A 26,801-nucleotide genomic window follows, 5' to 3' on the forward strand; every position below is an offset into this window, starting at 1 on the left:
CCCCCCCCCCCCCCCCCCCCCCCCCCCCCCCCCCCCCCCCCCCCCCCCCCCCCCCCCCCCCCCCCCCCCCCCCCCCCCCCCCCCCCCCCCCCCCCCCCCCCCCCCCCCCCCCCCCCCCCCCCCCCCGCCGCCCCCCCCCCCCCCCCCCCCCCCCCCCCCCCCCCCCCCCCCCCCCCCCCCCCCCCCCACGGGGGGCGCGGCGGGCGGCATCCGCTTGAGGAAAAGAAAATACTTGCACGCGTAGCATGTATGCGCTTACAGTAGAGTGCATGCTCTTGGCCCTCGATCGGGGGCGAGGGCGCGGGGTCAACGACGACACGAAGGACAACACTGCAATGAAGCATCTGAGAGTGCGCAGCACCCGAACGGCCCTGGCCGTGGTCGGCATTATCGCCGTGCTGGCGACGAGCGCCTGCAGCATCAACACCGCGAACAAGTCCGGAGCGGGCTCGGCCGACGGCTCCATGCTCGTCGCGGCCGACAACGGCTCGCCTACATTCGAGCGGAACTTCAACCCGTTCTCCACGAGCAAGCGGGTGACGGCCACGTATATGTACGAGCCGCTGCAGGTCATCAACACCCTCGATGGCAAGGCCACTCCGTTTCTCGCCACCGGGTACACGCAGCCTGACGCGAAGACCGTCATCTACACGATCCGCACGGGCGTGAAATGGTCCGACGGCGAGGCTTTCACCCCCGCCGACGTGGCCTTCACCTTCAACCTGATCAAGGAGACCCCCGCCCTCGACAACAAGGGTATGTGGCAGCACATCGAGAGCCTCGAGGTCGACGGCGACACCGTCGTGTTCCACCTGAGCTCACAAGACGTTCCGGCCGCCTCGATCATCGACCAGCAGCTCATCGTTCCGGAGCACATCTGGAAAGACGTCGAAGATCCGCTGACCTTCCCCAACGAAGACCCGATAGCGACCGGCCCGTACGTGCTCGACACGTTCACGCCGAACGAGTACACGCTGAAGAAGAACGAGAGCTACTGGCAGGCCGACAAGGTCGCCGTGGAGAAGCTCGTACTTCCGGCCGCGAATAGCCAGCTCGACGTTGTCAAGAACGGCTACGACTGGGCCTACGCCTTCATTACGGACGTCGACGGCACCTGGGTCAAGGCCGACGAACAGCACAACAAGTATTGGTTCCCGCCGGGCGGCACCATCGCGCTCGTGCCCAACCTCACCAAGGCTCCGTACAACGACGTGAACTTTCGGCACGGCCTGAGCCTCGCGCTCGACCGCGGCAAGATCGCAACGGATGCCGAACAGGGGTACGTCGAGGCGGCTGGCCAGTCCGGCCTACTGCTGCCAAACCAGGAGGCCTGGCTCAGCTCCGACCTGCCGAACGGCGGCGAGGTTGCGCAAGACGCAGATGCCTCGCTGGCCGCCTTCGAAAAGGCCGGATACACGATGGACGGCGACAAGCTCGTCGACGCGAGCGGCACCCAGGCATCGATCAACATCATGACGGCGAACGGCTACACCGACTGGCTGCAGGGGCTGCAGACCGTGCAGTCGCAACTCGGCGCGATCGGCATCGACGTGAAAATCAGCCAGCCACAGCCGGCGGCGTACTACGAATCGCTCGGCAACGGCGACTTCGACATGGCCATGACCGGCTTCGGCGGAACGGGAAGCGTCTTTCAAGACATGAACCTGCTGCTCAACAGTGAGTTCGCCACACCGCTCGGCACGACCACGACCGGCAACTTCGGCCGGTTCAGCAACGCCGAGACCGACGCGCTGCTGGCCCGGTTCAAGGCCTCGACCGATGAGGCCGAGCAGAAGACGATCGCCGCCGAGCTCGAGCAGACGGTGTATGACCAGCTGCCCGTGATCAGCATGTTCTACGGCGGGCTCTGGGGTCTGTACAGCGACGCAAACTACACCGGCTGGCCGAGCGCCGACGACCCGTACGCACCGCCGAACACGTACAACTCGACACCGCTGCTCATTCTGACCAACCTCGAAAAGGCCAAGTAGCAGCCGCCTGATTGCCGAGACCGCCATCGAACCGGCGGAGGCTGTCAAGGAAACACCGGCAGATAGCATCTGAAGAATGTGACCGACAGCGGTTGGAAAGGGAAAGACCGTGCGTTTTCTGCTCACGAAGGTTGGCCTGCTGGCGCTCACATTGTGGGCGGCCATCACGCTGAACTTCCTGCTGCCGCGCCTCATGCCGGGATCCCCGGCCGACGCCGCGATAGCCAAACTGGCCCAGAACGGTCCGGTCAGCTCCGCCACACGAGCCTCGATCGAGGCCCAGCTGGGCGTGCCGACCGGCAGCATGTTCGACCAGTACCTGCAATACCTCGGCAACGTGGCCCGCTTCGACTTCGGCGTCTCGTACACGTTCTTTCCGCAGAGCGTCGCCGGTCTGGTCGGCGCGGCCCTGCCCTGGACCCTTGTGCTCGTCGGCCTCGTCACGATCATCGCGTTCATTGCCGGCACCCTGCTCGGCGTTCTCGCCGCCTGGAAACGCGGCACCTGGCTCGACACCCTTCCGACCGTCGGAGGCACCTTCGCAAGCGCGTTTCCCTACTTCTGGACCGCCTTGCTCCTGTTGTTCTTTCTCGGCTACGTGGCCGGCTGGTTTCCCACCAGCGGAGCCTACGGCCGCGGCACCAGCCCTGAATTCTCGGCCGTTTTTCTGCTCGACGCGCTCTACCATTCCATTCTGCCGGCGACCACGATTCTCATCACCTCACTCGGTGGCTGGATTCTCGGCATGCGTAGCACCATGATCAACACGCTCGGCGATGACTACGTGACCTTTGCGGAAGCCAACGGTCTGCGGCCCCGCACCGTGGCCATCCGCTATGCCGCTCGCAACGCGATTTTGCCGAACCTGACCAGTTTCGGGCTCGCGCTCGGCGGCGTGGTCGGCGGGTCGCTGCTCGTGGAACGGGTGTTCAACTACCCCGGCGTCGGCTACCTGCTCTACACCGCGGTGGTGAACCAGGACTTTCCGCTCATGCAGGGCCTGTTTCTCATCATCACCATCAGCGTGCTGATGGCCAACTTCATTGTCGACATTCTGTATGGCATCCTGGATCCGAGGACGAGGCGATGACTGTTCCTGACCCCGCTGACCGTGGCACGCACGCCGTGATGGTGGCCCGCAAACAAGCGGATGCTCCCGCCATGACGAGCCCGCTGGGGGTCGTCTGGCGGGCGGTCGCCACGATCTGGAGCGTTCCCAAGGCGCGCGTCGGTGTGGCCCTGCTCGGCTTCTTCGTGCTGCTCGCCGTGTTCGCGCCGCTCATCGCCCCGTACGATCCGAGCGACAACGGCTTCGGTCGCAGCGAGGATTTCAGCGCCGCGCACTGGATGGGCACGACCGCCGCCGGGCAGGACGTGCTCTCGCAGATCATTCACGGCGCGAGCACGTCGGTGTTCGTCGGCTTCGTGGCCGGCCTGCTCTCGACCATCATCGCCGTCACGATCGGCCTCACCTGGGGCTATCTGCGCAGCATTACCGGCGACGTGATCAACTTTGTGGTCAACCTGTTCCTGGTCATTCCGGCCCTGCCACTCATGATCGTGATCGCCGCCTACCTGCAAAACGGCGGCATCGGCATGATCATCTTCGTGGTCGTCATCACCGGCTGGGCCTGGGGCGCCCGGGTGCTGCGCTCGCAGACCCAGTCGCTGCGCAGCCGCGACTTCGTGACGGCGGCCGTATTCAGCGGCGACAGCCCGGCCCGCATCGTGTTCCGCGAGATTCTACCGAACATGACCTCGCTCATCGTCGGCAGCTTCTTCGGAGCCGCGACGGCCGCGATCCTCGCCGAAGCGGGCCTGGAGTTTCTTGGCCTCGGCGACTCCACGACCATCAGCTGGGGCACCATGCTGTTCTGGGCGCAGAACAGCAACGCCCTGCTCACCGGCCAGTGGATTCTGCTGTTCGCTCCGGGCCTGTGTATCTCCCTGCTCGCGACCTCGCTGAGCCTGATCAACTTCGGCGTCGACGGCCTCAGCAATCCGCGCCTGCGCGAAGGAGCGAACCGATGAGCCTGTTGAGTGTGCGCGACCTCTCGGTCGTCTACGAGCCGCGCGGCGGCGAACCGGTTCCGGCCGTCACCGGCGCAAACTTTGAACTACAGCAGGGTGACTTCGTCGGGCTGGTCGGGGAGTCCGGGTCGGGCAAGTCGACCCTCGGGTTCGCGCTGACCGGACTGTCGAAACCGCCCGCGCGGGTCAGTGCCGGCAGCATCCTCTTTGATGGGGTCGATATTGCAAACCTGAGCCTGGCCGACCTGCGGGTGCAGCGGCACGGCGGCTTTGCCATGGTGCTGCAGTCGGGGATGAACGCGCTCAACCCGGTGCGCAGCATCCGCGACCACTTCTACGACATTTTCGCCGCGCACGGGCATGTCTCCCGGATCGACCGGGAAGACCGCGCGGTGGAACTGGTCGGCAAGGTCGAACTTCCCTCGAGCGTGCTCGACCGGTTTTCCGGCGAACTGTCCGGCGGCATGCGGCAACGCGTGTCGATCGCGCTCGCTCTCTCGCTCGAACCCAAGCTCATGATCTTCGACGAGCCGACCACCGCGCTCGACGTGCTCGTGCAGCACGCGGTGATGAACACGATTCGCGAGCTGCAGGCCTCGGAGCGGTTCACCGCGGTGCTGATCAGCCACGACCTCGGCATGGTGCTTGAGGTGACCGAACGGGTCATGGTGATGCACGAGGGCCTCATCGTCGAGGACAACACGGCGGCAGCGATTCTGGCCGCGCCGCAGCATCCGTATACGCAGATGCTGCTGAGCCACTACGGCGACCCGCGCGCCGAGGTGGTCGAGGTGCCCGGGCTCGCCGTGCGCGGAACCGCGCGGGCGGTGTCGAGCGACGTGCCCGGCCGTGAGGGGCGCGCGGCGCGCGAGGCCATCGTCGTCCGCGGCGTCAGTAAGATCTACCCGCCACCGCGGCGCGGGGAGAAGCCCGTGCGCGCCGTGAGCGACGTGTCGTTCAGGCTCGAACCGGGCGCGTCGATGGCGCTCGTCGGGGCGAGCGGCAGCGGCAAGAGCACGATCGCCAAGATGATCACCGGCGTCGAACGGCCCACGAGCGGCACGATCAGCTTCGGCGACCTGCAGGTCGACACGATCAAACGGCGCTCGCTCAAACGTTTGCACACTGAGGTGCAGATGGTCTTTCAAGACCCGTATTCGGCGCTGAACCCGCTGCACACGGTCGAGTACATTCTCACCCGACCCATTCTGAACTTCTCGAAGCGGCGTGGTCAGGACGCCCGGCGGCGCGTGCTCGAGCTGCTCGATACCGTGGGGCTGACCCCGGCCCCGCAGTTCGCCGCCCGGCTGCCGCACCAGCTCTCGGGCGGGCAACGCCAGCGCGTGGTGATCGCCCGGGCGCTCGCGTGCGAACCGCAGGTGATCATCGCCGATGAACCGGTGTCGATGCTCGACGTGTCGCTGCGGGCCGGGGTACTCGCGCTGCTCAACAGCCTGCGCGAAACCTGGGGCGTGAGCATGCTCTACATCACCCATGATTTGCTCAGCGCCCGTTTGGTCACCGACCAGATCATGGTGCTGAACCAGGGGGCCGTCGTCGAGGAGGGGGGCACGGCATCCGTTCTACAAAACCCACAGGACGACTACACGATTCGACTGCTCGAGGCGATTCCGCACCCGCAGGTCGGTCGCTAAATTTTCGTATCACTAGCTAGGAGCACCATGCTGACTTTTCCCGACGGTTTTCTCTGGGGCGCCGCAACGGCCGCACACCAGGTGGAGGGCAACAACACGAACAATGACTGGTGGGTCAAGGAACACGCCGCCGGCACGAGCATCGTCGAGCCGAGCGGCGACGCGACGGACAGCTATCACCGCTACCGCGAAGATATGCGGCTGCTCGCCGACGCCGGCCTCGGGTCGTACCGGTTCAGCGTGGAATGGAGCCGCATCGAACCCGAGCGCGGCTTCGTCTCGCGCGCCGAGATCGACCACTACCGGCGGATGGTCGACACCGCCCTCGAGTTCGGCCTCAACCCGGTCGTGTCACTGCTGCACTTCACCGTTCCGCAGTGGATGTTCGCCCAGGGTTTCTGGCGCAACCCCGACGCCCCCGACCTGTTCGCGCGCTTCACCGAGGCGGCGCTGCCGATCGTGGCCGACGTGGACTACGTCTGCACCATCAACGAACCCAATATCGCCGCGATGCTCGCCGGCGGCGAGACCGCCGCAAATCTCGTCGCGTTCGGCCTGCCCCGACCCGATTTAGAGGTAGCGGATGCCCTGCTCGCCTCCCATAAAGCCTCGCGTGAGGTGCTGTCTTCCATCTCGGGGCTGAAGAGCGGCTGGACGGTCGCCACCCAGGCGTTCCACTCCACCGGGGAACCCGGCGCCGACGAGAAACTGCGCGAGTACGCCTACCCGAGCGACGACTGGTACCTCGAGAACGCCCGGGGCGACGACTTTATCGGGGTGCAGGCCTACACACGCACCTTCATCGGGCCCAACGGCCCGATTCCGGTGCGCGACGACGTGGAGACGACGCTCACCGGCTGGGAGTACTTTCCGCCCGCGCTCGAACTCGGCGTGCGTGCCGCGTGGGAGCTGACCGAGCACGTGCCGGTGTTCGTGACCGAGAACGGCATCGCGACCGCCGACGACACCCGCCGCATTGCCTACACGGACGCCGCGTTGCGCGGCCTGCACGCCGCGATCGAGGACGGCATCGAGGTGCTCGGCTACGAGCACTGGAGCGCCCTCGACAACTACGAATGGGCGAGTGGCTTTCGGCCGACGTTCGGGCTCATCGCGGTGGACCGTGAGACGTTCGTGCGCACGCCGAAGCCGAGCCTGGCCTGGCTGGGCGGGGTCGCCCGGGCGAACGCGCTCGTCTAGGTCGCCTGAAACGAACAATTCCTGTGGAAGATTCTCCAGCACGGAGTGCAGCTTCGATTTGGGCGGCCTCAACAAGACCAAGAACGGTGTCCGACCCGTGCCGGCCTTCTTTTTCCCGAACTCCCAGATCGTGGCGCCCGTTACGGGTGACCGCGCCCCTTGGCCGGCCCCCGCCCCCCCTATGGGCGCCGCCACCACCGGCAACTGGCGCGGTGAATGGGCGCGGCGCATCCGTTCAGCGCATCGGCCGGACGGGGAGGCTCAGCGAGCGAGGGAGGCCAGCTCTGCGCGGGTCGAGGCACCGACCTTGCGCAGCAGGTTGGCCACGTGAAACTTCACCGTGTTCTCGCTGATCGTGAGCGTTTCGGCGATCGCCTTGTTGCGGGCGCCCGAGGCCACGAGTTCGAGTACACCGCGCTCGCGCGGGCTGAGGCCCCAGGCGGCAGCGCCCGTGACGGGGGCCGGCGGTGCGTCGAGCGGCAGCGACACGGCCATCTCGGATCCCCAACCGGCGGTCGCCTCCACGTTGAGCGTTCCGCTGAGGGCGACGACACGGGCGGCCAGCTGGCGCACGCTCGGCACCTCAGCGTCGAGGTCACCCGGTCCGTCGTCGCGAATGCGAATGAGCAGGTTGCTCCCGTCACAGTCCCACTGCACGCGCACCCGCGCGACACCGGTCTGCTCGACCAGGGCGAGCACGGCGCCGCGTACGATGGCCCGGGCCTCGTGGGCGACCTCGCCGGGCAGCGCGCGGCCGTTGACCGGCGGCTCGATGAACTGCACGTCGAGGTCGCCGAAGCGCACGAGCGGACGCAGGTCGTCGCGCAGGCGTTCGAAGGCCCGGGCCACCGGCTCCTCGGTGAGGCTGCGATCGAGGTCGCTCACCGCGCGCAGCGCGACCATCGCGGCGGCGGCGAGCTCGGTCGCCTTCTGGCGGGCAGCGGTGTCGCTCGTGCTGCTCGAGCGCAGCACGGCGAGTAGGGATTCCAGTGTGGTCGCGTGCGCGTCAGTGAGGTCGGCGATGAGTTTGGAGCGTTCGGCGGCCGCGGTGCGCGCGGTCTGCACGGTCTGCACGGTCTGCACGGTCTGCACGGTGGAGTCCGGCTGCTTCGTGCGCTCGGGGGCCGCAGCGCGCGCAGGTGAAGAAGTGGAAAGCGTCATGCCCCCAGCCTATCCGAACCATCCCGGCGGCCTGTCCACAGCCATTCGTTCGGGTAGGAAAACTGTCCTTTTGACGGGCCGCGGTCCCGCTCGAAGGAGTGGAGTATTGACCTATGACCGAAACGACCACCACCCCAACAGCAGCGGATGCCCTCGGCCTCATTTTCGCCGAGAACAGCCGCGTCGTCGACGCGTTGCGGTCGGCATCCGCCTCAGTGCTGGATGACGCGGCGTCCCTGCTCGCGGCGGCGCCGCGGGTGTTCGTGCTGGGGGCGGGTCGCTCCGGGCTGGCGCTGAAAATGACGGCGATGCGGCTCATGCACCTCGGTCTCACGGTGCACGTTGTCGGTGAGGTGACGAGCCCGGCAATCGCGGCGGGTGATGTGCTGCTGGCCGCGAGCGGATCCGGCACGACGGACGCCATTGTGCGCGCCGCCGAAAAGGCTCACAGCGTCGATGCGAGCATCGTCGCGCTCACCACGGCGCCCGAGTCGCCGCTCGGGCAGGTCGCGGCGGTGACCGTGGTCATTCCGGCGGCTGCCAAACAGGACCACGCCGGGCAGGTCTCGGCCCAGTATTCGGGTGGCCTGTTCGAGCAGGCCGTGCTGCTCGTGGGCGACGCCCTGTTTCACACCCTCTGGCAAGCGAGCGGGGCCACGGCCGACCAGCTCTGGCCGCGCCACGCAAACCTCGAATAATACCCTCCGGGCCCGGGCCCGGCCGCAAAAACCACTGAACCCAACAGACTGAACCCAATAGAAAGTAGAACCCCATGAAGCTTCAGGTAGCAATGGACGTACTGACCACCGAAGCAGCTCTCGCGCTCGCCGCGCAGGTTGCCCCGCACGTTGACATCATCGAGCTCGGCACGCCACTGATCAAGGCCGAGGGCCTGAGCGCCGTCACCGCGATCAAGGCGGCCCACCCCGACAAGATCGTCTTCGCCGACCTCAAGACGATGGATGCCGGCGAGCTCGAAGCCGGCATCGCCTTCGCAGCCGGCGCGGACCTCGTGACCGTGCTCGGTACGGCCGGGGACAGCACCATCATCGGTGCCGTCGCCGCCGCGACCAAGCACGACAAGGGCATCGTCGTCGACCTGATCGGGGTCGCCGACAAGGTTACTCGCGCCCGCGAGGTCATCGCACTCGGCGCCCAGTTCGTGGAGATGCACGCCGGGCTCGACGAGCAGGCCGAGCCCGGATTCTCGTTCGAGAAGCTACTGAGCCAGGGCGAAACCGCCAAGGTTCCCTTCTCGCTCGCCGGTGGCGTGAGCATCGCGACCATCAAGTCGGTACAGCGCGCCGGGGCATCCGTTGCCGTCGCCGGCGGAGCAATCTACGGCGCCGAGGACCCGGCTGCCGCCGCTGCCGCTCTGCGCGCCGCAATCATCTGATCTCAGGCATTTTCTGGTGCCGTCCCGCTCGTGCGGGGCAGCACTTCTGTGCGGGCGGGGGCGCAGCAGCAGAGCGGATGCCTGTGCAGCGTCGGTGGCCGCCGCTCTCGGGCAACCTCGACTGCGACCTCGCGATCGTCGGCGGCGGCTACCTCGGCCTGTGGAGCGCGGTGTTGGCCAAGCAGCAGAATCCGGCCGCCCGGGTGGTGCTGCTGGAGGCCCGCACGGTCGGTTGGGTGGCATCCGGTCGAAATGGCGGCTTCTGCGAGGCCAGCCTGACCCACAACGAAGAGAATGGGCGCAGTCGTTGCCCCCAGGAGATCGATCGGTTGACAGAGCTCGGCCACGAAAACCTCGACGAGATTGAGCGGGCCGTGGTCGGCCTCGGCCTCGACCGCGATTTCGAGCGCACCGGCGCCAGTGACCTCGCCATCGAAGAACACCAGATTGAGTGGCTGCGCGAGGAGACGACCGACGAGGACACCGTGTTTCTCGATGCTGCGGCCGTGCGCGCCGAGGTTGCCTCACCGACCTGTTTGGCGGGCGTCTGGCATCGGCGTAACAACGCCCTCGTGCATCCGGGCAAACTCGCCGCCGAGTTGGCACGCGTGGCCACCGAGCCGGGTGTCGAGATCTTCGAGCACTCGCTCGTGCAGAACCTCGACACTTCGGGACTCACCGCAGCCCAGGGTACAAAGGTCGTGAGCACGGGCGGCACCGTGACCGCCCAGCGAACAGCCCTCGCCACGAACGTCTTTCCCTCCCTGCTCAAGCGCAACAAACTCGCCACCGTGCCGGTCTATGACTACGTGCTGATGACCGAACCGCTCGATGCGAGCCAGCTCGCCGCGATCGGCTGGCGAAACCGGCAGGGCCTCGCCGACCTGGCCAGCCAGTTTCATTACTACCGACTGAGCGCCGACAACCGAATTCTGTTCGGCGGCTATGACGCCGTGTACCACTACGGCCGCAAGGTGCGCAGCGGCTACGAGAACCGGCCGGAGACCTTCGAGAAGCTCGCGAGCCACTTCTTCACGACGTTTCCGCAGCTGGCCGGGGCGCGTTTCAGCCACAAGTGGGCCGGCGCCATCGACACCTCGACCCAGTTCTGCGCATTCTTTGGCCAGGCCCGCAGCGGACGCATCAGCTACGCCGCCGGATTCACCGGCCTCGGCGTGGGCGCGACCCACTTCGCGGCCCACGTCATGCTCGACCAGCTGGCCGGCCGTACCACGGAGCGCACTGAACTGGCCATGGTGCGGGGCCGTCCGCTGCCGTTCCTGCCGGAACCGATCGCATCCGCTGGAATTCAGGCGACTCGTTGGGCGCTCAATCGTGCCGACCACAACCGGGGTCACCGCAACGTTTTGCTGAAATCCCTCGACGCCCTGGGCCTCGGCTTCGACTCCTAGGGCCTTCTGCTCTAATCGCCGGGAGCCGCCCTGAGCCGCCGGGTGACTACGTGCGCGGCCGCGACAAGGGCGGCGGCGTCATCGACACCTAGCTTGCCCTCGGTGGAGCGTTCCCAAGCGGCGATGATCTCCCGCACCCGAACCAACCGTTGGGTTCCGTGGTCGGACAAATGCACCGTAATTCGTCTCCGGTCGGAAACGGTCGGCAGCCGAAAGGCAGAGGCCGCGTCTTCCAACGAATCGACCGTACGGCTCAGGGTAGCGTTGGCCATGCCGGATACCTCGGCTAGGTCACCCATGGTGGGTGAATCGAGCCGCGCAAGGGCTTCCATAATGCGCCACTGGTCGAGCGTGGTGTTCTCTTCGGAGAGGGCAAGGTTCAACCCCTGGGTGAGTTGCCGTTCGAGGTCGGTCAAAGCGCCGATGAGCCCCGCCAGGGGTGCCGAGAACCCCTCCTGCAGGCTTCCATTCCCCACTGCCTGGGTCATACGTATCCTCCCGTCGCAGTCACAGTATCGCCGATCACGCATACTGGACACGTGATGACGACCGTTAGCCTATTACTCTCGGGTGAAATGTTTCTGCGCGGCCCCGTACCGCGGACGTTCAGCGTCGCCCTCCTCGCTCCCTTGTCGGGTGTCATGGGAATCGTTGGACCGGCGATCATCAATTGCGCCCTCCTCGCGGCCGAAGAGGTGAGCGCGCGCAGCAACGCAGCCGTGGAGCTCGTGCTCGTTGACGCGGGCGCGACCCCGGCCGCAGTGGCTCGTGAAGTCGACCTGCTCGTGGGGGCAGGGCTCATCGCTGGGCTGGTCGGAACGCACACCTCCAATATTCGAACCGCCGTCGGTTCTCGTGTGGCCGATCGCGTTCCCTACATTTTCACCCCGCCACACGAATTCAGCGGTGCGCGCTCGGGATCCATCTTTCTTGGCAGCAATCCCAATGGGCAGCTTCGCCAACCGATGGCCTGGCTGGCTCGTAATCGTAAGATTACGCGCTGGGCGCTCATCGGAAGTGACTATGTCTGGCCGAGGCAGGTGCATGCCGCGGCCTCTCGAATGCTGCACGACCTCGGGCACCGTGTCGTGCTGAATCGACTTGTGCCGCTGGGACACGTCGACGTGGAGGAACTCGTCGAGGCGGCGCGGCGCGGTGGCGCCGACGCAATTTTGGTCTCCCTCGTTGGCCGTGACGGCATCGTGTTTCATCGCGGGATCACCGAACTGGATGTCGGGGATGCTTTTGTGCGACTATCGACGGCGCTCGACGAAAACTGTCTGGTAGCCGCTGGTGGGGACAACAGCGGCGAACTCTATTCCGTGATGCCATCGTTCATCCGTCAGGATGACGATCGGCATCAGCGCCTGCTGGAGTCCTACGTCGCACGGTTCGGTCACACCGCGCCACTGCCCGGTTCCTATGCCGAGGGTTCTTACGATGGTGTGCACCTGCTGGCCGCCCTGTGCGGCGGCGCCGGCGGGGGCGCTCGCCCCTTTTTTGAAAAAGCCGAGCGCTTGCTTTCCGACGGCGCTGCTCCTGTTCCCCCGCCGATGATTCACGGGCAGGGTCTGCAACGACAGCCGATGAGATTGGCGCGCGCCGTGGGCACCGACTTTGACGTCGTCGGCACGTTCGCGCAGGTGTAGCCTATTGAAAGTTTCCACCTGGAAATAGATTCTCTGTTCAATGACGATTGGATACCGCGTGAGCGCGACGACCGGCCCGGCCAACCCGGAAAGCACCGAAATTTCGGGCATCGAACAATTCGGCTACACCCAGGAGCTCAAACGTACGCTGAAGTTCAGCGACCTCATGATCTACGGGTTGATTTTTATGGTGCCGATCGCACCGTTCGCGATTTTCGGTGGGGTCTTTCACGACTCGGGCGGGATGGCGCCCCTGGCCTACATCATCGCCTTGTTGGCAATGATGTTCTCGGCCAACTCGTACTCGCAAATGGCGCAGGCCTTTCCTATGGCCGGCTCCGTTTACACCTACGCCGGCCGTGGGATCGCCCGGCCGGTGGGTTTCATCGCGGGGTGGATGATCCTGCTGGACTACGTCCTCATTCCCACCCTGTTGTATCTGGCGGCTGCGATCGCGATGAACGGCATCATTCCGCAGGTTCCGCTCTGGGCCTGGCTGGTTGCCTTCATCGTTTTGAACACGGTCATCAACTACCTCGGCATGCAACTCACCGCGCGCGTCAATAAGGTCATGCTGGTGTTAGAACTCGTGGTTCTGGCGATTTTCCTCGTCGTGGGCATTGCCGCGCTCGCCCAGGGAAAAGGCCAGGGCTTTAGCTTTGATGCGTTCTTCAACACCGACACGTTCTCACTGCCGCTGCTTTTCGGCGCTGCGTCGATCGCGGTCCTGTCTTTTCTCGGGTTTGATGGCATTTCTACCCTGGCCGAGGAGAACGCGGGCCCGAGCAAATCGATCGGCCGCTCGATGATTGCCGCGCTGATCGTCGTCGGCGTTCTCTTCGTCGTTCAGACCTGGGTCGCCTCGATGTTGGTGGAAGACCCCGCTGCACTGCTAAAAAACGGCGACCCCACCGGCGTCGCGTTCTATCGCGCCGCCGAGACTGCCGGCGGAACGGTCATGTTCATTCTCACGGCCGCCTCAACGGCTTTAGCTTGGGGTTTCGCTAACGCGCTCGTCGCTCAGGCTGCGACCTCCCGTCTGCTCTACGCCATGGCCCGCGATCGCCAGCTGCCCAAGTTTCTCAGCAAGGTCAGCGCGAGGCACAGCGTGCCGGTGAACGCGACCATTCTGGTGGCTGCGATCTCGCTTATTCTCGGTCTTTACCTGACCGTCCTCCCTGACGGTCTAGGCGCCATTGCGGCGCTGGTTAACTTCGGGGCGCTGACCGCATTCCTGTTACTCAACGTGTCCGTCGTGTGGTGGTTCGTGGTCAAGCAGAAGTCTCGACGGTGGTTCGTGCACCTCATCTTCCCCGTTGTGGGTTTCGCTATCCTGGTCGGCGTGCTCTATAACGCGCGAGCGTCCGCTCAGGTTCTCGGTATCGTCTGGCTGGTCATAGGCATCATTGTGGCCATCGGCGTCTACCGCACGGGACGAATGAAAACTCCCCTGCCTCCGGAGCTGCCCGCATCTATGGAGGCGCGCAGACCGTGACGATTCACTCGCTCAACCCACGGCCCGATCAGTATTCCTACGTTTTTGGCGGTCGGGAGCCCCTACTGAGCGTTCGCCCGGGTGACATCGTTGAGGTGAGCACGGAGGACTGTTTTGGTGGCCGAGTGACGAAACCGCATGACGTTCCCAGTCAGATCGTGCCCTTCGCTGAGCTCAATCCGGTGTCTGGACCGATCGAGGTGCTGGGAGCCGAGCCTGGCGATGTTCTGGCCGTGCATTTCGTCTCGATCATTCCCGCGCGTTCCTATGCCATTTCGAGCACATTTCCGTTTTTCGGTGCGTTGTCGGCGACGCATGAGACGGCGATGCTGCACGAACCGCTCGAAGAGCGTGTCTGGTTCTATGACATCGATCTGAAGGCCTGGACGGCCACTTTTCGGGCTCAGAACTCGGACTTCACGCTGGCCCTACCCCTCGATCCGATGCACGGCACGGTGGGTGTCGCCCCGGCCAGTGGTGAGGTGCGGCTGGTCGTGACTCCCTCGACCCACGGCGGCAACATGGACACTCCCGAAGCGAGGGCGGGTACAACTCTGTACCTTCCTGTGAACGTGGCTGGGGCGATGCTGTCGCTCGGTGACGGCCACGCTCGTCAGGGTGAGGGTGAGGTCTGTGGAACCGGGCTGGAATCCGCAATGAATTCGGTCATTGCGATTGATCTGATCAAGGGGTCAGCGATCCCGTGGCCTCGGCTCGAAAGCGATGACTTCATCATGAGTACCGGTTCAGCTCGCCCGTTGGAGGATGCTTTTCGGATCAGCCAGAAGGACCTGGTCGGCTGGACATCGGAGCTGACGGGTCTGGACACTTTGGATGCCTATCAACTGGTGAGTCAGATGGGACTTGCCCCTGCGGCCAATGTCTGCGATCCGAATTATACGATGGTAGCCAAGCTCCCCAAGTGGACCCTGAAGAAGGCCGAGGTCTTCGGAGGCATTCACGACCGGCTGCGTGCTCTGGCGGCGGAATATTCGGCTTCCCAGTAGGCGGTCACGAGATCCCTTGATCGATCCGGTGGCGCTCTGCTGGGCTTCGTCCAGACGTTCGTGACGGTCGTCGGCGCACTGGCTTTGCTGTCAGTGCGCTGGCACGGGCTAGCCGAGCAGCAGCTTGCCGAGTTGGTCGGTCGAGTGCACCACGGCCGTCGCCGCCGCAGCTTCGGCGGGGGAGCCGTAGCCCCACTCCACCAGAATCGCCGGAATGCCGTTGGCCTCGGCGCCGATGGCGTCGTAGCTGCGGTCGCCGACCATGACGGCACCGCTCGTGTCGACGCCGGTCGCGGCGAGGCGGGCCAGGGCTTCGGCGACGATGTCGGACTTGCTGCTGCGGGTGTCATCAGCGGAGGCGCCGACGGTGGCCGTGAAGTACTGGGCGAGATCGAAGTGCGTGAGAATAGCGATCGCGCTCAGCTCAGGCTTACTGGTGGCGAGGGCGAGCGGAATTCCCGCCGCGTGGATGCGCTCGAGGAGGCCCGCGATGCCCGGAAAAACGGCCGTGTCCAGCGCGGCGGCGCCGTGGTACTCGGCACGGTAGACGGTGATGGCCTCCACGGCTTCGTCGGGGGTCATGCCCGCGTATTCCTGAAAGGCATCGAGCATCGGCGGGCCGACATAGGCGAGCAGCTCGGCAGCCGAGGGAACGGGGCGGCCGAGCAGTGCAAAGGTGCGGGTCAACGAGCTAATGATCGCCGGGGCGGAATCGGTGATGGTTCCGTCGAGGTCGAAGAGGATGGCGCTCCAGTTGCGCGTCAATGTTGCGTTCATTCGGCACAGCCTAGGCTGTCGGCAGGAAATATACCCCATTTGCCCATTTTTCCTCAGCTTTTGCACGGCTTGGCCGCCTATGCCGCCAATGGGACCGATGGGACCGATGGGGCTTAGAAGAGTTTCGAGGCCGTGTCGTCAAGGCCGCGCATTGCGTCGTAGTCGAGCAGCAGGCAGCGGATGCCGCGATCCTCGGCCAGCGTGCGGGCCTGTGGCTTGATCGTCTGCGCGGCGAAAACCCCGCTGACCGGCGCCACATGCGGGTCGCGGTTCATCAGTTCGAGGTAGCGGGTGAGCTGTTCGACGCCGTCGATATCGCCGTTGCGCTTGAGTTCGACCGCGACGGACTGGCCGGCGGCATCGTGTGCGAGGATGTCGACCGGCCCGATGGCCGTCATGTATTCGCGGCGCACGAAGGTGAATCCCTCACCGAGCAAGTGGATGTGCTCGGCCAGTAACTTTTGCAGGTGCGACTCGGCGCCATCCTTGATAAGGCCGGGGTCGATGCCGAGCTCGTGCGCGGAGTCGTGTTGCACGTCGTAGACGCTGATTACGAGCTGGTCGGCGGTTTTGGCGTGGGTGACCGTCCAGAGGGCAGTGATGCCAGCATCCGCTTGATCGCTGTCGGGCGCGGAGATGGTGACCGAGCAGGGTGGGCTCATCCAGTTGAGCGGCTTGTAGGAGCCGCCGTCGGAGTGCACGAGCACACTCCCGTCGGACTTGATCATCAGTAGGCGGGTGGCGAGCGGCAGATGCGCGCTGAGCCTTCCGGCATAGTCAACGGAGCATTTCGCAATTACAAGGCGCACTGGTCGAGTTTAACCGGCTGAGCGCCGGCCCCGCGAACCGCGGGGCCGTATCGGCATGGGCACCGGTTTCGGGCCCGAGCCCGGCGCATGTTCGTGGACGTATGAACGGATGCACCGGACCGGGGTCAGAGCGCCCCGACTCCGGCGAAGATCATGCCGTGGCCCGGGTCGGGCAAATCAGAAGACGCGCATGGCGATCTCCGCCGGAGCGGCGAGCAGGGTCTCGATCTCGTCGTCGAGCCGCACCAGGGTGATCGAGGCTCCGGCCATGTCCAGGGAGGTGCAGTACTCGCCGACATAGTTGCGGCCGATGGTCATTCCGAGCGCGGTCAGGCGCTTGTGGATGATCCCGTAGAGGATGTACAACTCGCTGATCGGGGTGCCGCCCAGACCGTTCACCATCACGGCGACACGGTCTCCGCTGACGAACGGAAGATCGGGAACGATGGCGCCCAGCAACTCGTCCACGATTTCGTCGGCGGGCATCCACTTGGCCCGGCGCCGTCCGGGTTCGCCGTGGATGCCGACACCGATCTCGATCTCGTCGACGCCGAGCTGAAACAGCGGTTCGCCACGGGCGGGCGGGGTGCACGCTGTCAGTGCGACGCCCATGGTGCGCGTGACCGAGTTGACCTTCTCACCGATGCGCACCAGCTCGGCGAGGTCGGCCCCGGTCTCCGCGGCGGCTCCGACGGCCTTCATCACGAAGAAGTTGCCGGCCACCCCGCGGCGGCCGACGGTGTAGGTGGAGTCCTGCACCGACACGTCATCGTCGATGAACAGCGTGCGCACGGTGATGCCATCTGCGCTGGACACTTCCTCTGCCATCTCGAACGCCATCCGGTCGCCGGTGTAGTTGTTGACCAGGAGCAGCACCCCCTTGTCGGAGGCGAGGAGCTTGGTGGACTCGATGATGTAGTCGATCGGCGGAGCGGCGAAGACGTCCCCGGGGCACGCGCCATCAAGCATTCCCTTGCCGACCGTCATCACGTGGGCCGGCTCGTGGCCGGAGCCCGAGCCCTGGATGATGGTGACCTTGTCGTGGTTGGGGGCATCGGCTCGATGGATGAGGTGGTACTCCGGAACATAGCGCAGGGTGTCGGGGTTCGCGAGCGCGATGCCCTCGAGCATCTCAGGGACGAACTGCTGGGGGTCGTTGATGAACTTTTTCATGGTGTCTCCACGTCATTGTCGGATCGGATGGTTGGGCGTAACGGGTCAGCTCCGCCAGGTTCGGGCGAGGCGCTCGGCCAGCACGGCGACGGCAATGGCGCCGGCGTCGGGTGAACCGATGCTGCGCTCGCCGGTGTAACTCGCGCGGCCGCGCCGTGCCTGGAGGCTGCTGGTGGCCTCGGCGGCTTCCCGGGCGGCGTACGCCATCTTGTCGAGCGCCGTCTTCGCGTCGTCCCCGGCCGCGAGCGCAACCTCGAGCGCGTCCACCGCGGGAACGAGCGCGTCGAGGAGGGTCTTGTCGCCGACATCGGACCTGCCGCGATACTTGATGCCTTCGATGGCCGCGCGCAGGGCAGCAACGGTGTTCACCGAGGTGATCTCGTTCAGGCCTTTCAGCTGCGTCCCGGCTCTGAGGAACGCCGTGCCCCACAATGGACCGGAGGTGCCGCCGATGGTGCTGGTGATGACCATCGCGATCCTGCTCAGGAAGACTCCGGGGTCGGAGCGGTCGACGTCGTCCCAGCCGGACAGCACGACCTCGAACCCGCGGGCCAGGGAGTACCCGAAGTCCCCGTCGCCCACGACCGAGTCGAGTTCACCGAAGTACTTCTCGTTCTCGAGTGCTTCTTCCGCGATGCTGCGCACGACGAATTCCGTTGTGTCCTGAGAGGTGGTCATGATTCTTCCTCCTGATTGGGGGAGCGCAGTATGGACAAGACGTCGTCCAGCGTCACGAACCCGTGCGGCACCACGCCGGCGCGCGAGCGCAGCACGATCGCAGATTCGCCGTCCGGGTCGCCGAGCGAGGAAACCACGAGGGCGGCAGGCTCGAAGTCCTCATCGGCTGTGTAGCTGCTCACGGTGACGACGGTGCGCAGGCCAGCGGCGCAGGAGGCACGCAGTCCGTTGTTGCTGTCCTCGATGACGATGGCCTCATCCTCGGTCAGGCCGAGGTTCTCGAGGGCGTAGACGTAGATGTCGGGGGCGGGCTTCTTGGCGGCCACGATGTCCCCCGCGAAAACCTGGAACTGTGCGGCCAGCGACGGGCCGACGGCATGTTGCAGCACCGCCCGCACGGAGGGTTCGGCCGAGGTCGAGGCGACCGCGAGCATCCACCCGGCGGTAGCAGCTTCGTCGACGATCCGGGCGATACCCGGGCGGGCCGGCAGCGTTCCGGAGGCGATGAGGTCGGTGTAGATCTGCGTCTTGCGCCGGTGCCAGGAGGCGACCGCCTCTCGTTGTTCCGCGGGGTCCGTGGGCAGTCCGGCCGCCTGCACGAATTCCGGGGTGAGCAGGCTGGTGAGGCGTTCCTTGCCGCCGCCGATGTGCAGCTTCTCGGCGTACTCCTCTTCGCTCCACTGCACGGGCAAGCCGAATTCCACGAAGGTGGCGTTGAAGGCGGGTAGGTGTCCGTGGCGTTCGGTGTCGGCGAGCACGCCGTCGCAGTCGAAGATGAGCGCCGGCATCACTCACCACGCCCGGCCGGCAGAGCCGAACGTGCGGGCCAGGCCCGAGGTGAGCTCCACGACGTCGCCACTCACGGCGCGGAAGAGTGTCGGTGGGTCCCACTTGTCGGCCTGTTCGGCAAGCCGCAGGTTGGACAGGGTGGACTGGAGGTAGGTCATCTTGAGCGCGGTGGAGATGTTCACCTTGGAACAGCCGCGCTGGATCAGATCGTGGAATTGCGCATCCGTCATTCCGCTGCCGCCGTGCAGGGCGATGGGCAGCGGATGCGCCGCCACCAGGTCGCTCACCCGGTCGAAGTCCAGCGTCGGCTCGGATTTGTACACGCCGTGGGCGTTGCCGATCGACGGAGCGAACACGTCGACACCGGTCGCCTCGATGAAAGCGAGAGAGACGTCGAGGGTCTGCCGCGCCGCCGCCTGCTCGGAACCGACGCCGTCCTCGACACCGGTAATGGATTCGATCTCGCCCTCGACATGGGCGCCGTAGCCCCGGGCCTCCTTGACCACCTCGATGGTCTGGCGCTGGTTCTCGGCCACCGGCAGCTCGGACGCGTCGAAGAGCACCGAGTTCCAGCCGATGGCCAGGCACTCGCTGATCACGTCGCGGTCGGGGCAGTGGTCGAGGTGCAGCGCCACAGGAATATCGATGTCGGCGGTCATCGACTCCCACATTGCGAACAGCACCTTCGCGCCGATCGATCGGACGGTCTTGACCGAGGTCTGCACGATGACCGGGGAGCGCACCCCGACCGCCGCATCGAGCACGCCCTGCATGGTGAGGTCGTTGAACACATTGACGGCGGGTACCCCGTAGCGGGAATCGAACGCCCTATCGACGATTTCTTTCAGGGAAACAACTGGCACGACAGCCCCTTTGGCTCGCCATCACGCTAGCCCCGCACCTGTCTGGCGCGCTATCAGGGGTTCTCCTCGCCCGGCTGGGGGGAACCCCCGAGGAACGGGACGCGAGGCACCCGTTCAGGAATGGTGCGGATGGGCCAGCCCGGCCAGCATCGTGCGGTTGGCCGCCCCGGTCTTGCGCAGGATGGTTCCGACGTGATTCTCAACCGTCTTCACCGAGATGCCGAGCTCGACGCCGATCTGCTTGTCTCGGAACCCGCGCTCTACGAGCCGGCGCACCTCACGCTCGCGGGACGTGAGATGGTCGGGATCGGCCGCGGCTTCACCCCAACTATCCACCAGGCAGCCGGAGAGCACGGCGTCCCCGGCGGCGGCTGAGCTGACGGCTCGCACGAGCGACGGCCCGTCGGCGGACCGGTTCAGGAATCCCCGAGCGCCGGAGTGGGCCGCGCGACGTATTCGTACGTCGTGCGGGTCTCCGACCAGGAGAACCACGGCCGTGCCCGGACTGGTGCGGGCCAGCGACTCGATCAGGTCCGTGCCGGGCAGGTCGAGCAGATCGATGTCGGTGACAATGACATCGGGCTGCAGGTGCCCGGCCGCAAACAGCGCCCCCGCCGCATCGCTGGACTCGGCGACCACCTCGATCCCCGCTCCGTCCTGCGTGAGCAGGTGCACCAGACCGGCCCGGATCACCGGTTGCCCATGCAGGACGAGTACCCGATGGGGGCGTGTCGCCCTCAGACTCACGGGCGACACTGGAGACGGGCTGTCGCCTCCCGGCAGACCGAAACCGTGCGTCAGCGCGTTTCGCTCGGTCCGGTGCAGCTCGGCCAGGGTGTTGCTGAGCTCGGCGGCGACCGTGTGTAGACGGAACGTTGCGATAGCGCTGGCCGCCTGGGCGGCGAAGAGTTCGAGCATCCGGGCGTCCTGGCTGGTGAACAGGCGTTCCGAAGAATTCGCGAAAACCACGCAGGCGCCGATGAGACCTGACTCGAGCCGGATCGGCACACCGATGACCGGCCGTTGGTAGCGGGCGTCATCCTGGCCGAGATGACCTCCCGGCACTTCCGAGTACTCGTTGAAGACGACCGCTCCGCCGGCCCGCACGACCGCTCCGGTGACGCCTTCATCGAGCGAGAAGACCTGGCCCACCCGGCACTCGGCGCCGAGGTCCACCTCCTTACGGTAGACCTGAGCGGTCTCATCGATGGTGCAGATCGATCCCATGCCGCACCCGAGCAACTGGGCGGCGCTCAGTAGAATCCGCTCCAGCAGCGGTCCGAGCCCCGCGTCGCCGGCCCGGCCTTCGGCCAGGAACACGGCCAATCCGTCGCCGGGCCGGTCGGGCTGCGGTCGAGGGGCATCGGTCAGTGTGTCGCTCGTGGTCGGCGCGGCGGGAGGGATCGGGGCCATCGATTTCTCGTCTCTGAGTGTGAAAGCAAGACCTGGTTCCGGAAACAAAGCGCATCTTATTGGCCGGTGCTTCGATGTGGCTGGGAACCACCCGCGCTGCCGCCGTTCCGGGCCCGGTGCGGCACAAAGCACCCAGAGCGCCGACTCAGGAGCGCGCCCGCGCCGCCGGCGCGGCCCCCCCGGCGAGCACCATCAACACCAGGATCAGCAACAGAGCGTTCAGGATGCCGAACGCCTCGCCCAGCAGGCCGAGCACCGGCGGCCCGACCAGAAAGGCGAAGTAGCCGATGATGGCCACGGCGCTTACCCGCGCGGCGGCGTTCTGGGTGTCGTCGGCGGCCGCCGACATGCCCACCGGAAACCCGAGCGAGGCGCCGAGGCCCCAGAGCACGGTGCCGACGAACACGAGCGGGGTGCTCGGCGCGAGAATGAACAGCACGAGCCCCGCAATGCCGACAACGGCGCAGGCGCGCAGCACAGGCACCCGGCCGAACCGGTCGAGCACGGGCCCACCAATCACGCGGCCCACGGTCATCGCGGCAACGAACACGCCGAACACGATGGCTCCGTCGGTGTTGCTGAGGCCGTGTCCGTCGACCGAGGCGAGGGCGAGCCAGTCGTTGGCTGACCCCTCGGCGAAGGTCATGCCGAGCACAATGACCCCGATCAGCAGCAGTTTGCGGTCCCGCCAGACGGTGAGACTGCCCTGCAGGCGTTCGCGCCAGGCGAGCTGCGGGGCATCCGTTGTTTCACCGGTCGGGGTGGCGGCTGGAATGAACCGCACCGCCACGACGATCGTGCCCAGAACCAGCACCGCCATGACCACCAGGTGCCAGAACACCGAGACCTGCCACGCGGATGCGGCGGCGCCGCCAAGTGCCCCGACCACCGTGCCGAGGCTGAAGCAAGCGTGCATGAGTGGCATGAGCGTGCGGCCGATGGCGCGTTCGGCCGCCGCGCCCTCGACGTTCATCATGACGTCGAGGGACCCAATGCCGATTCCGAAGATGGCGAGGGACGCGAAAACGAACGGAGCCGCGGGCACGAGGCTGACCCCGGTGCCCATGAGCACGAGCCCGGTGGCCGACAGGGAGACGCTGAACAGCATGGCCCGGCGTGCGCCGAGGCGGGCGAGCAGGCCCGCGGCGATCAGCAAGCCGATGACCGAGCCAGCCGAGAGCCCGAAGATGAGGATACCGACCTGCGCGGTATCGAGGCTGAGGCCGTCGCGCACGGCGGGAACCCGCGACATCCAGCTGGCCAGGCCGAGCCCGGCCACGAAGAACACGGCGAACACGGCGTTGCGCCAACCGATCAGGGCCGAACGGGTGCCGGAGATCGCCGCCGGGGAGATAGGGGAGGTCATCGGGCTCACGGGTTTCTCAGGCGGCGTGCGGCAAGCCGGGGCAGCGGATGGGTGGTGCTTCAACGGTACAACGAATACCGGTCGAGAGCGTGGTGTTCCACCGTTGCCGCCGGTAAGGCCCCACGTGCTGAAGCTGCCCAGCCGCCCCGATTCGCGCCGCGGTGCAGGTTAGCGTAGCCTTACCTTGGTCGGTCACGCCCCACATCTCTGGAGTCCCATGCGAATCCCCCTCTCTGTCGCCGCTCTCGTTGCCGGCGCCACCGTTCTCGCCCTCGCCGGCTGCACGCAGGCCGCCGAGCCCTCGTCAACGGCCGAGGCCACCAGTGACGGCGCGTTCACGTTGTACTCCGGGCGCGACGAAGCGCTCGTGCAGCCGCTCATCGATAAATTCGAGAAATCCAGCGGCATCAACGTCGAGGTGCGCTACGGCAACACCGCCGAACTCGGCGCACTGCTGCTCGAGGAGGGCGACGCCACCCCCGCCCAGGTTTTTCTCGCGCAAGACGCCGGCGCGCTCGGCGCTCTGGCCAACGCCGACTTGTTCGCGACGCTGCCCGCCGGAACGACCGACGCAGTCCCGGCCGGATTCACCTCGACCGATGGCACCTGGGTCGGCGTCACAGGCCGTGCCCGCGTGATCGCCTACGACAGTGAGGCCCTGCAAGCGGCCGATGTGCCTTCACGCGTTGACGCCTTCACCGACCCGGCCTGGGCCGGAAAGTTCGGCATAGCGCCGACCAACGCGAGCTTCCAGGCCTTCGTCACCGCCTATCGGGTGCTCAACGGAGAGGAAGCCGCCGACGCCTGGGTCACGGCCATCGCTGCCAACGACCCGGTCATCTTCGACAACAACCGTGCCATTCTCGCCGCCGTCAACAATGGGGTCATCGAGGCCGGACTCATCAACCACTACTACTGGTTCGCTCAGGCCGCCGAAACCGGAGAGGCCAATATGCGCGCCCAGCTCTCCTACCCCGAGGCTGGCGACGCGGGCTCGATCGTCAACGTCACCGGGGCCGGCCTGCTCGCCGGTGCCGCAGCGGATGCCGACGCGCTCAAGTTCATTGACTACCTCGTGGGCGCCGAGGCACAGCAGTACTTCGTCGACGAGACGTACGAGTACCCGCTGATCGCCGGCATCGAAGCCCCGCTCGGCCTGCCAGCGCTCGACTCCCTCGTCAACCCCGACCTCGACCTCGCCGATCTGGACACCCTCGCAGACACCCAGGCTCTTCTCGGCAAGCACGGCCTGATCTAAGAGTGAATTCACGGGTGCGGGCTCCGGTCGGTAGCCGTGCCCTACCCACCGTCGCTCACCCCTCCTCGGGGCCCCGCACAGCGGATGCCGCGGCCCAGCCACGTTCACCTGCCCGGTTTCGCTTCGGCGCGCCACCCTGGCTTCTGGCGCTCGCCGCGCTGTGCGCCGCGACGGCGGCCATCCCGCTCGTCTATCTCGTGGCCCGCACCAGCGAGGCCGGGCTGACCGAACTGTTCGCGACCCTCGTGCGCCCGCGGGTGCTGCAGCTCACGGTCAACACGGTGCTGCTCGCCGCCGCTGTCACCCTGTCGTGCCTCGTGCTGGGCACGATCTGCGCGTGGATCCTCACTCGCATTCGCCTGCCTTTCCAGCGCACGTTGCTGTTGGTGTCTGCGCTGCCGCTCGCGGTTCCCAGCTACCTCGCCGCGTACGGCTGGCTGGTCTGGTTTCCCAGCCTCAACGGCTTCTGGGCCAGCTGGTTGGTCATGACGATGGTCTGCACCCCCTACGTGACGCTGCCGGTCGCGGCTGCGCTGCGCGGGGCATCCGCTGATCTCGAATCTGTGGCTCGCACGCTCGGCCGCGGTCCGTTGCGCGCCTTCGCGGCCGCCACCTGGCCGCAGATTCGCCCGGCCGCGGTCGCCGGTGCTCTGCTCGTCTGCCTCTACTCGCTGAGCGACTTCGGGCTCGTCTCGATGCTGCGCTTTCAGACGCTCACCTGGGGTATCAATGCCGCCTACGGCGCGAGCTTTGACCGCAACCAGGCCGCCCTGCTCGCGCTCGTGCTCGTCGTGCTCGCTCTCGTGGTTGTGGCGGGGGAACGCCGCACTCGCCGCCAGGTCGACCGTGTTCCCGGTCGCAGCACCATCCCGGCGCGCGCGCCCGGAAAAACGGGTGCCCTCTATCTCGCGGTGCTTCTCGCCGCGCCGCTGGCCGGGGTTGTCGTTCCCGTGGTCGGCCTGCTCAGCCGACTGCTCGCAGCCGAAACCCTGCGTGCCATCGACGTGCCCCGGCTGTTTGAAGCGATCGGCGCGACCCTCGCCCTCGCCCTCACCGCGGCCGTGGTGGCCGTGCTCGTGGCGCTGCCGATAGCCGCCCTCGCGGCCCGCTACCGCGGTCGGCTGGTCGCGGTGATCGAAGCCGTCGGCTTTCTCGGCCACGCCCTGCCCGGCATCGTCGTGGGCCTTTCCCTTGTCTTCTTCGCGCTCGCCGCCGTGCCGATGTTTTACCAAACGTCGGTCGTTCTGGTTTTCGCCTATGTCGTACTGTTCATGCCGCGAGCCATCGGCAGTACGCGCAGCGGTATCGCGGCGGTGCCGGCGAGCCTCGGCGACGTCGCGCGCATGCTCGGCCTGTCGCCGTTTCAGGCCTGGTGGCGGGTGACCGCGCGCCTGGCTCTACCGGGCATCGCGATTGGGGCACTGCTCGTGGCCATCTCCGCCATGAAAGAATTGCCAGCGACGCTGTTGCTGCGGCCGACGGGCGTGTCGACGCTCGCGACCGAGTTGTGGAGTCGCACGGCCATGTTCGAGTTCGGCGCAGCGGCGCCCTACGCGGCGGCGCTCGTGCTCGTGGCGATGGTGCCCGCGGTGCTGCTCTCGGGCATCCGCGGTACGGCAAGGGAGAACTAGTGGGTTGGGTTGCGATCGAGGGGCTCCGCGTTGCCTATGGCGAGACGCGGGTGCTCAATGGCGTCAGTCTGCACATTCCGCGCGGCTGCCTCGTGGCGGTTCTCGGCCCCAGTGGATGCGGCAAGACCACCCTCCTGCGCGCGGTCGCGGGCCTGTTGCCGGGCACCGCCGGTACGATCACGGTCGGCGGACGCCTCGTCACCGGCCCCGGCCTGCAGCGCGCACCGGAGAAACGCGGAATGGGTTGGGTTCCACAAGACGCCTCCCTCTTTCCGCACCTCACCGTCGGTGAGAACATCGGCTTTGGGCTGCCGCGCACGAAGCCGAGCGACGATCTGTACTGCGAACCCGGCGAAGCTCTCGGGCCAGTGGCCGGTCTGCTCGCCGGCCTCACGCGCCGTGGGCGGGTATCCCGCACCCGCCCCGCCGCGTTACGGACTGGTGCGCCAGCGCCCACCAGCCCCCTCGCCGCGGCGACGGTGAGCCCCAGCAACGACCGCCAGAACAGCCGCGCGGGCCGCATCATGGAGCTCGCCACCCTGGTCGGCCTGGCCGAACTCGTCGATCGCGCCCCCGCGCAGCTCTCGGGCGGCCAGGCGCAACGGGTATCGCTGGCCCGCGCGCTCGCCCCGCGCCCCGACCTGATTCTGCTCGATGAACCCTTCGCTGCCCTCGACCCCCTGCTACGTTCGGCGCTGCGCACCGAGGTGGCAGCCCTGCTGCGCGGCCAGCACAACACGAGCCTGCTCGTCACGCACGACCAGGAAGAGGCGCTCTCCCTCGCCGACTTCGTGGCCGTGATGCGCGGTGGCGAGATTTTGCAGTTCGGTACCCCGTCCAACGTGTACGAACGGCCGGTCGACCCGTGGGTGGCCGGCTTCGTCGGCGATACCGTCGAGCTTGATGGCTTCTGGCGAGACGGCCGCGTCGACTGCGCCCTCGGCTCGCTCGCGGCGGACTGGATTGGCGCGCCCGCGGCGCCCCCCCCCCCCGCCCCCCCACCCGGGGTGGGGGGCCCCGGAAGGGGGCCCCCCGGGCGGCGGGGGG

Annotated in this window: 24 protein-coding genes; 14 read left to right on the forward strand and 10 right to left on the reverse strand. The window is 66.6% G+C overall.

Annotation, left to right across the window (positions count from 1 at the left end):
- Window positions 1-335: 335 nt before the first annotated feature.
- The 5 genes from LH475_RS02830 to LH475_RS02850 all read left to right on the forward strand — a co-directional run bounded on the left by LH475_RS02830 (window position 336) and on the right by LH475_RS02850 (window position 6,877).
- Entirely contained in the window at window positions 336-1,991 is a 1,656-nt protein-coding gene (locus LH475_RS02830) for an ABC transporter substrate-binding protein (protein ID WP_196842893.1), read from the forward strand.
- A gap of 109 nt (window positions 1,992-2,100) precedes the next feature.
- Window positions 2,101-3,081: an ABC transporter permease gene (locus tag LH475_RS02835; RefSeq protein WP_196842892.1), complete on the forward strand. Its 981-nt coding sequence runs from the start codon at window positions 2,101-2,103 to the stop codon at window positions 3,079-3,081.
- A complete protein-coding gene (locus tag LH475_RS02840; protein WP_297412822.1) occupies window positions 3,078-4,022 on the forward strand; it encodes an ABC transporter permease in 945 nt (314 codons plus the stop codon). The genes LH475_RS02835 and LH475_RS02840 overlap by 4 nt, the downstream gene beginning before the upstream one ends.
- Entirely contained in the window at window positions 4,019-5,677 is a 1,659-nt protein-coding gene (locus tag LH475_RS02845; RefSeq protein ID WP_196842891.1) for an ABC transporter ATP-binding protein, read from the forward strand. Before LH475_RS02840 ends, LH475_RS02845 begins: the two co-directional genes overlap by 4 nt.
- A gap of 27 nt (window positions 5,678-5,704) precedes the next feature.
- Window positions 5,705-6,877 carry a family 1 glycosylhydrolase gene (locus LH475_RS02850; RefSeq protein ID WP_196842890.1) on the forward strand — a complete coding sequence of 391 codons (1,173 nt, stop codon included), beginning with the start codon at window positions 5,705-5,707 and terminating at the stop codon, window positions 6,875-6,877.
- A gap of 261 nt (window positions 6,878-7,138) precedes the next feature.
- On the opposite strand, the gene LH475_RS02855 is transcribed toward LH475_RS02850, so the two are convergent.
- Window positions 7,139-8,038 carry a LuxR C-terminal-related transcriptional regulator gene (locus LH475_RS02855; protein ID WP_196842889.1) on the reverse strand — a complete coding sequence of 300 codons (900 nt, stop codon included), beginning with the start codon at window positions 8,036-8,038 and terminating at the stop codon, window positions 7,139-7,141.
- A gap of 113 nt (window positions 8,039-8,151) precedes the next feature.
- Here LH475_RS02855 and hxlB point away from each other — a divergent pair, with 113 nt between their 5' ends.
- From hxlB to LH475_RS02870, 3 genes are all read left to right on the forward strand, one after another.
- A complete protein-coding gene (hxlB, locus tag LH475_RS02860) occupies window positions 8,152-8,736 on the forward strand; it encodes a 6-phospho-3-hexuloisomerase (protein WP_297412823.1) in 585 nt (194 codons plus the stop codon).
- A gap of 74 nt (window positions 8,737-8,810) precedes the next feature.
- Window positions 8,811-9,434, forward strand: coding sequence for a 3-hexulose-6-phosphate synthase (hxlA, locus tag LH475_RS02865; RefSeq protein ID WP_196842887.1), 624 nt, complete (start codon window positions 8,811-8,813; stop codon window positions 9,432-9,434).
- Window positions 9,435-9,511: 77 nt separating this feature from the next.
- Window positions 9,512-10,846: an FAD-dependent oxidoreductase gene (locus LH475_RS02870; RefSeq protein ID WP_196842886.1), complete on the forward strand. Its 1,335-nt coding sequence runs from the start codon at window positions 9,512-9,514 to the stop codon at window positions 10,844-10,846.
- An 11-nt stretch (window positions 10,847-10,857) separates the two neighbouring features.
- On the opposite strand, the gene LH475_RS02875 is transcribed toward LH475_RS02870, so the two are convergent.
- On the reverse strand, window positions 10,858-11,334 hold the full coding sequence (locus LH475_RS02875) for a MarR family transcriptional regulator (RefSeq protein ID WP_196842885.1): 477 nt from the start codon (window positions 11,332-11,334) through the stop codon (window positions 10,858-10,860).
- A gap of 54 nt (window positions 11,335-11,388) precedes the next feature.
- Here LH475_RS02875 and LH475_RS02880 point away from each other — a divergent pair, with 54 nt between their 5' ends.
- The 3 genes from LH475_RS02880 to LH475_RS02890 are packed head-to-tail and all read left to right on the forward strand — an operon-like array spanning window position 11,389 to window position 14,997.
- On the forward strand, window positions 11,389-12,495 hold the full coding sequence (locus LH475_RS02880) for an ABC transporter substrate-binding protein (protein WP_297412830.1): 1,107 nt from the start codon (window positions 11,389-11,391) through the stop codon (window positions 12,493-12,495).
- A gap of 40 nt (window positions 12,496-12,535) precedes the next feature.
- Entirely contained in the window at window positions 12,536-13,990 is a 1,455-nt protein-coding gene (locus tag LH475_RS02885; RefSeq protein WP_196842883.1) for an APC family permease, read from the forward strand.
- Window positions 13,987-14,997 (forward strand): acetamidase/formamidase family protein, encoded by a 1,011-nt coding sequence (locus LH475_RS02890; RefSeq protein ID WP_196842882.1) that lies wholly within the window; start codon window positions 13,987-13,989, stop codon window positions 14,995-14,997. The genes LH475_RS02885 and LH475_RS02890 overlap by 4 nt, the downstream gene beginning before the upstream one ends.
- Before the next feature lie 108 nt (window positions 14,998-15,105).
- On the opposite strand, the gene LH475_RS02895 is transcribed toward LH475_RS02890, so the two are convergent.
- The 8 genes from LH475_RS02895 to LH475_RS02930 all read right to left on the reverse strand — a co-directional run bounded on the left by LH475_RS02895 (window position 15,106) and on the right by LH475_RS02930 (window position 22,865).
- On the reverse strand, window positions 15,106-15,774 hold the full coding sequence (locus LH475_RS02895; RefSeq protein ID WP_196842881.1) for an HAD hydrolase-like protein: 669 nt from the start codon (window positions 15,772-15,774) through the stop codon (window positions 15,106-15,108).
- 113 nt (window positions 15,775-15,887) lie between these two features.
- Window positions 15,888-16,583 (reverse strand): endonuclease NucS, encoded by a 696-nt coding sequence (gene nucS, locus LH475_RS02900; RefSeq protein WP_196842880.1) that lies wholly within the window; start codon window positions 16,581-16,583, stop codon window positions 15,888-15,890.
- A gap of 177 nt (window positions 16,584-16,760) precedes the next feature.
- A complete protein-coding gene (dhaK, locus tag LH475_RS02905) occupies window positions 16,761-17,756 on the reverse strand; it encodes a dihydroxyacetone kinase subunit DhaK (protein ID WP_196842879.1) in 996 nt (331 codons plus the stop codon).
- A gap of 45 nt (window positions 17,757-17,801) precedes the next feature.
- Window positions 17,802-18,434 (reverse strand): dihydroxyacetone kinase subunit DhaL, encoded by a 633-nt coding sequence (gene dhaL, locus LH475_RS02910; protein ID WP_196842878.1) that lies wholly within the window; start codon window positions 18,432-18,434, stop codon window positions 17,802-17,804.
- The gene (locus LH475_RS02915) at window positions 18,431-19,222 is read right to left on the reverse strand and encodes an HAD-IA family hydrolase (RefSeq protein WP_196843052.1); all 792 of its coding nucleotides are present in this window, start codon (window positions 19,220-19,222) and stop codon (window positions 18,431-18,433) included. Before LH475_RS02915 ends, dhaL begins: the two co-directional genes overlap by 4 nt.
- Before the next feature lie 3 nt (window positions 19,223-19,225).
- Window positions 19,226-20,086, reverse strand: a complete 861-nt coding sequence (locus LH475_RS02920; protein WP_196842877.1) for a class II fructose-bisphosphate aldolase — start codon at window positions 20,084-20,086, stop codon at window positions 19,226-19,228.
- 114 nt (window positions 20,087-20,200) lie between these two features.
- On the reverse strand, window positions 20,201-21,499 hold the full coding sequence (locus LH475_RS02925) for a GAF domain-containing protein (RefSeq protein ID WP_297412824.1): 1,299 nt from the start codon (window positions 21,497-21,499) through the stop codon (window positions 20,201-20,203).
- Window positions 21,500-21,644: 145 nt separating this feature from the next.
- The gene (locus tag LH475_RS02930) at window positions 21,645-22,865 is read right to left on the reverse strand and encodes an MFS transporter (RefSeq protein ID WP_297412825.1); all 1,221 of its coding nucleotides are present in this window, start codon (window positions 22,863-22,865) and stop codon (window positions 21,645-21,647) included.
- A gap of 217 nt (window positions 22,866-23,082) precedes the next feature.
- On the opposite strand from LH475_RS02930, the gene LH475_RS02935 reads away from it, so the two are divergent.
- The 3 genes from LH475_RS02935 to LH475_RS02945 all read left to right on the forward strand — a co-directional run.
- Window positions 23,083-24,123 (forward strand): extracellular solute-binding protein, encoded by a 1,041-nt coding sequence (locus tag LH475_RS02935; protein WP_297412826.1) that lies wholly within the window; start codon window positions 23,083-23,085, stop codon window positions 24,121-24,123.
- A gap of 14 nt (window positions 24,124-24,137) precedes the next feature.
- On the forward strand, window positions 24,138-25,754 hold the full coding sequence (locus LH475_RS02940) for an iron ABC transporter permease (protein ID WP_297412827.1): 1,617 nt from the start codon (window positions 24,138-24,140) through the stop codon (window positions 25,752-25,754).
- The coding region (locus LH475_RS02945; RefSeq protein ID WP_297412828.1) for an ABC transporter ATP-binding protein at window positions 25,754-26,801 on the forward strand (1,048 nt) is incomplete at its 3' end. The genes LH475_RS02940 and LH475_RS02945, both read left to right, overlap by 1 nt.

The organism is Cryobacterium sp. (genome assembly GCF_026786305.1).
GTDB lineage: Bacteria > Actinomycetota > Actinomycetes > Actinomycetales > Microbacteriaceae > Cryobacterium.

What these genes read in the sequence shown, in the direction of transcription:
- LH475_RS02830 (WP_196842893.1), top strand. Translation starts at nt 336, where the DNA reads ATGAAGCATCTGAGAGTGCGCAGCACCCGAACGGCCCTGGCCGTGGTC.
- LH475_RS02840 (WP_297412822.1), top strand. Translation starts at nt 3,078, where the DNA reads ATGACTGTTCCTGACCCCGCTGACCGTGGCACGCACGCCGTGATGGTG.
- LH475_RS02845 (WP_196842891.1), top strand. Translation starts at nt 4,019, where the DNA reads ATGAGCCTGTTGAGTGTGCGCGACCTCTCGGTCGTCTACGAGCCGCGC.
- LH475_RS02850 (WP_196842890.1), top strand. Translation starts at nt 5,705, where the DNA reads ATGCTGACTTTTCCCGACGGTTTTCTCTGGGGCGCCGCAACGGCCGCA.
- LH475_RS02855 (WP_196842889.1), bottom strand. Translation starts at nt 8,038, where the DNA reads ATGACGCTTTCCACTTCTTCACCTGCGCGCGCTGCGGCCCCCGAGCGC.
- hxlB (WP_297412823.1), top strand. Translation starts at nt 8,152, where the DNA reads ATGACCGAAACGACCACCACCCCAACAGCAGCGGATGCCCTCGGCCTC.
- hxlA (WP_196842887.1), top strand. Translation starts at nt 8,811, where the DNA reads ATGAAGCTTCAGGTAGCAATGGACGTACTGACCACCGAAGCAGCTCTC.
- LH475_RS02870 (WP_196842886.1), top strand. Translation starts at nt 9,512, where the DNA reads ATGCCTGTGCAGCGTCGGTGGCCGCCGCTCTCGGGCAACCTCGACTGC.
- LH475_RS02875 (WP_196842885.1), bottom strand. Translation starts at nt 11,334, where the DNA reads ATGACCCAGGCAGTGGGGAATGGAAGCCTGCAGGAGGGGTTCTCGGCA.
- LH475_RS02880 (WP_297412830.1), top strand. Translation starts at nt 11,389, where the DNA reads ATGACGACCGTTAGCCTATTACTCTCGGGTGAAATGTTTCTGCGCGGC.
- LH475_RS02885 (WP_196842883.1), top strand. Translation starts at nt 12,536, where the DNA reads ATGACGATTGGATACCGCGTGAGCGCGACGACCGGCCCGGCCAACCCG.
- LH475_RS02895 (WP_196842881.1), bottom strand. Translation starts at nt 15,774, where the DNA reads ATGAACGCAACATTGACGCGCAACTGGAGCGCCATCCTCTTCGACCTC.
- dhaK (WP_196842879.1), bottom strand. Translation starts at nt 17,756, where the DNA reads ATGAAAAAGTTCATCAACGACCCCCAGCAGTTCGTCCCTGAGATGCTC.
- dhaL (WP_196842878.1), bottom strand. Translation starts at nt 18,434, where the DNA reads ATGACCACCTCTCAGGACACAACGGAATTCGTCGTGCGCAGCATCGCG.
- LH475_RS02915 (WP_196843052.1), bottom strand. Translation starts at nt 19,222, where the DNA reads ATGCCGGCGCTCATCTTCGACTGCGACGGCGTGCTCGCCGACACCGAA.
- LH475_RS02925 (WP_297412824.1), bottom strand. Translation starts at nt 21,499, where the DNA reads ATGGCCCCGATCCCTCCCGCCGCGCCGACCACGAGCGACACACTGACC.
- LH475_RS02930 (WP_297412825.1), bottom strand. Translation starts at nt 22,865, where the DNA reads ATGACCTCCCCTATCTCCCCGGCGGCGATCTCCGGCACCCGTTCGGCC.
- LH475_RS02935 (WP_297412826.1), top strand. Translation starts at nt 23,083, where the DNA reads ATGCGAATCCCCCTCTCTGTCGCCGCTCTCGTTGCCGGCGCCACCGTT.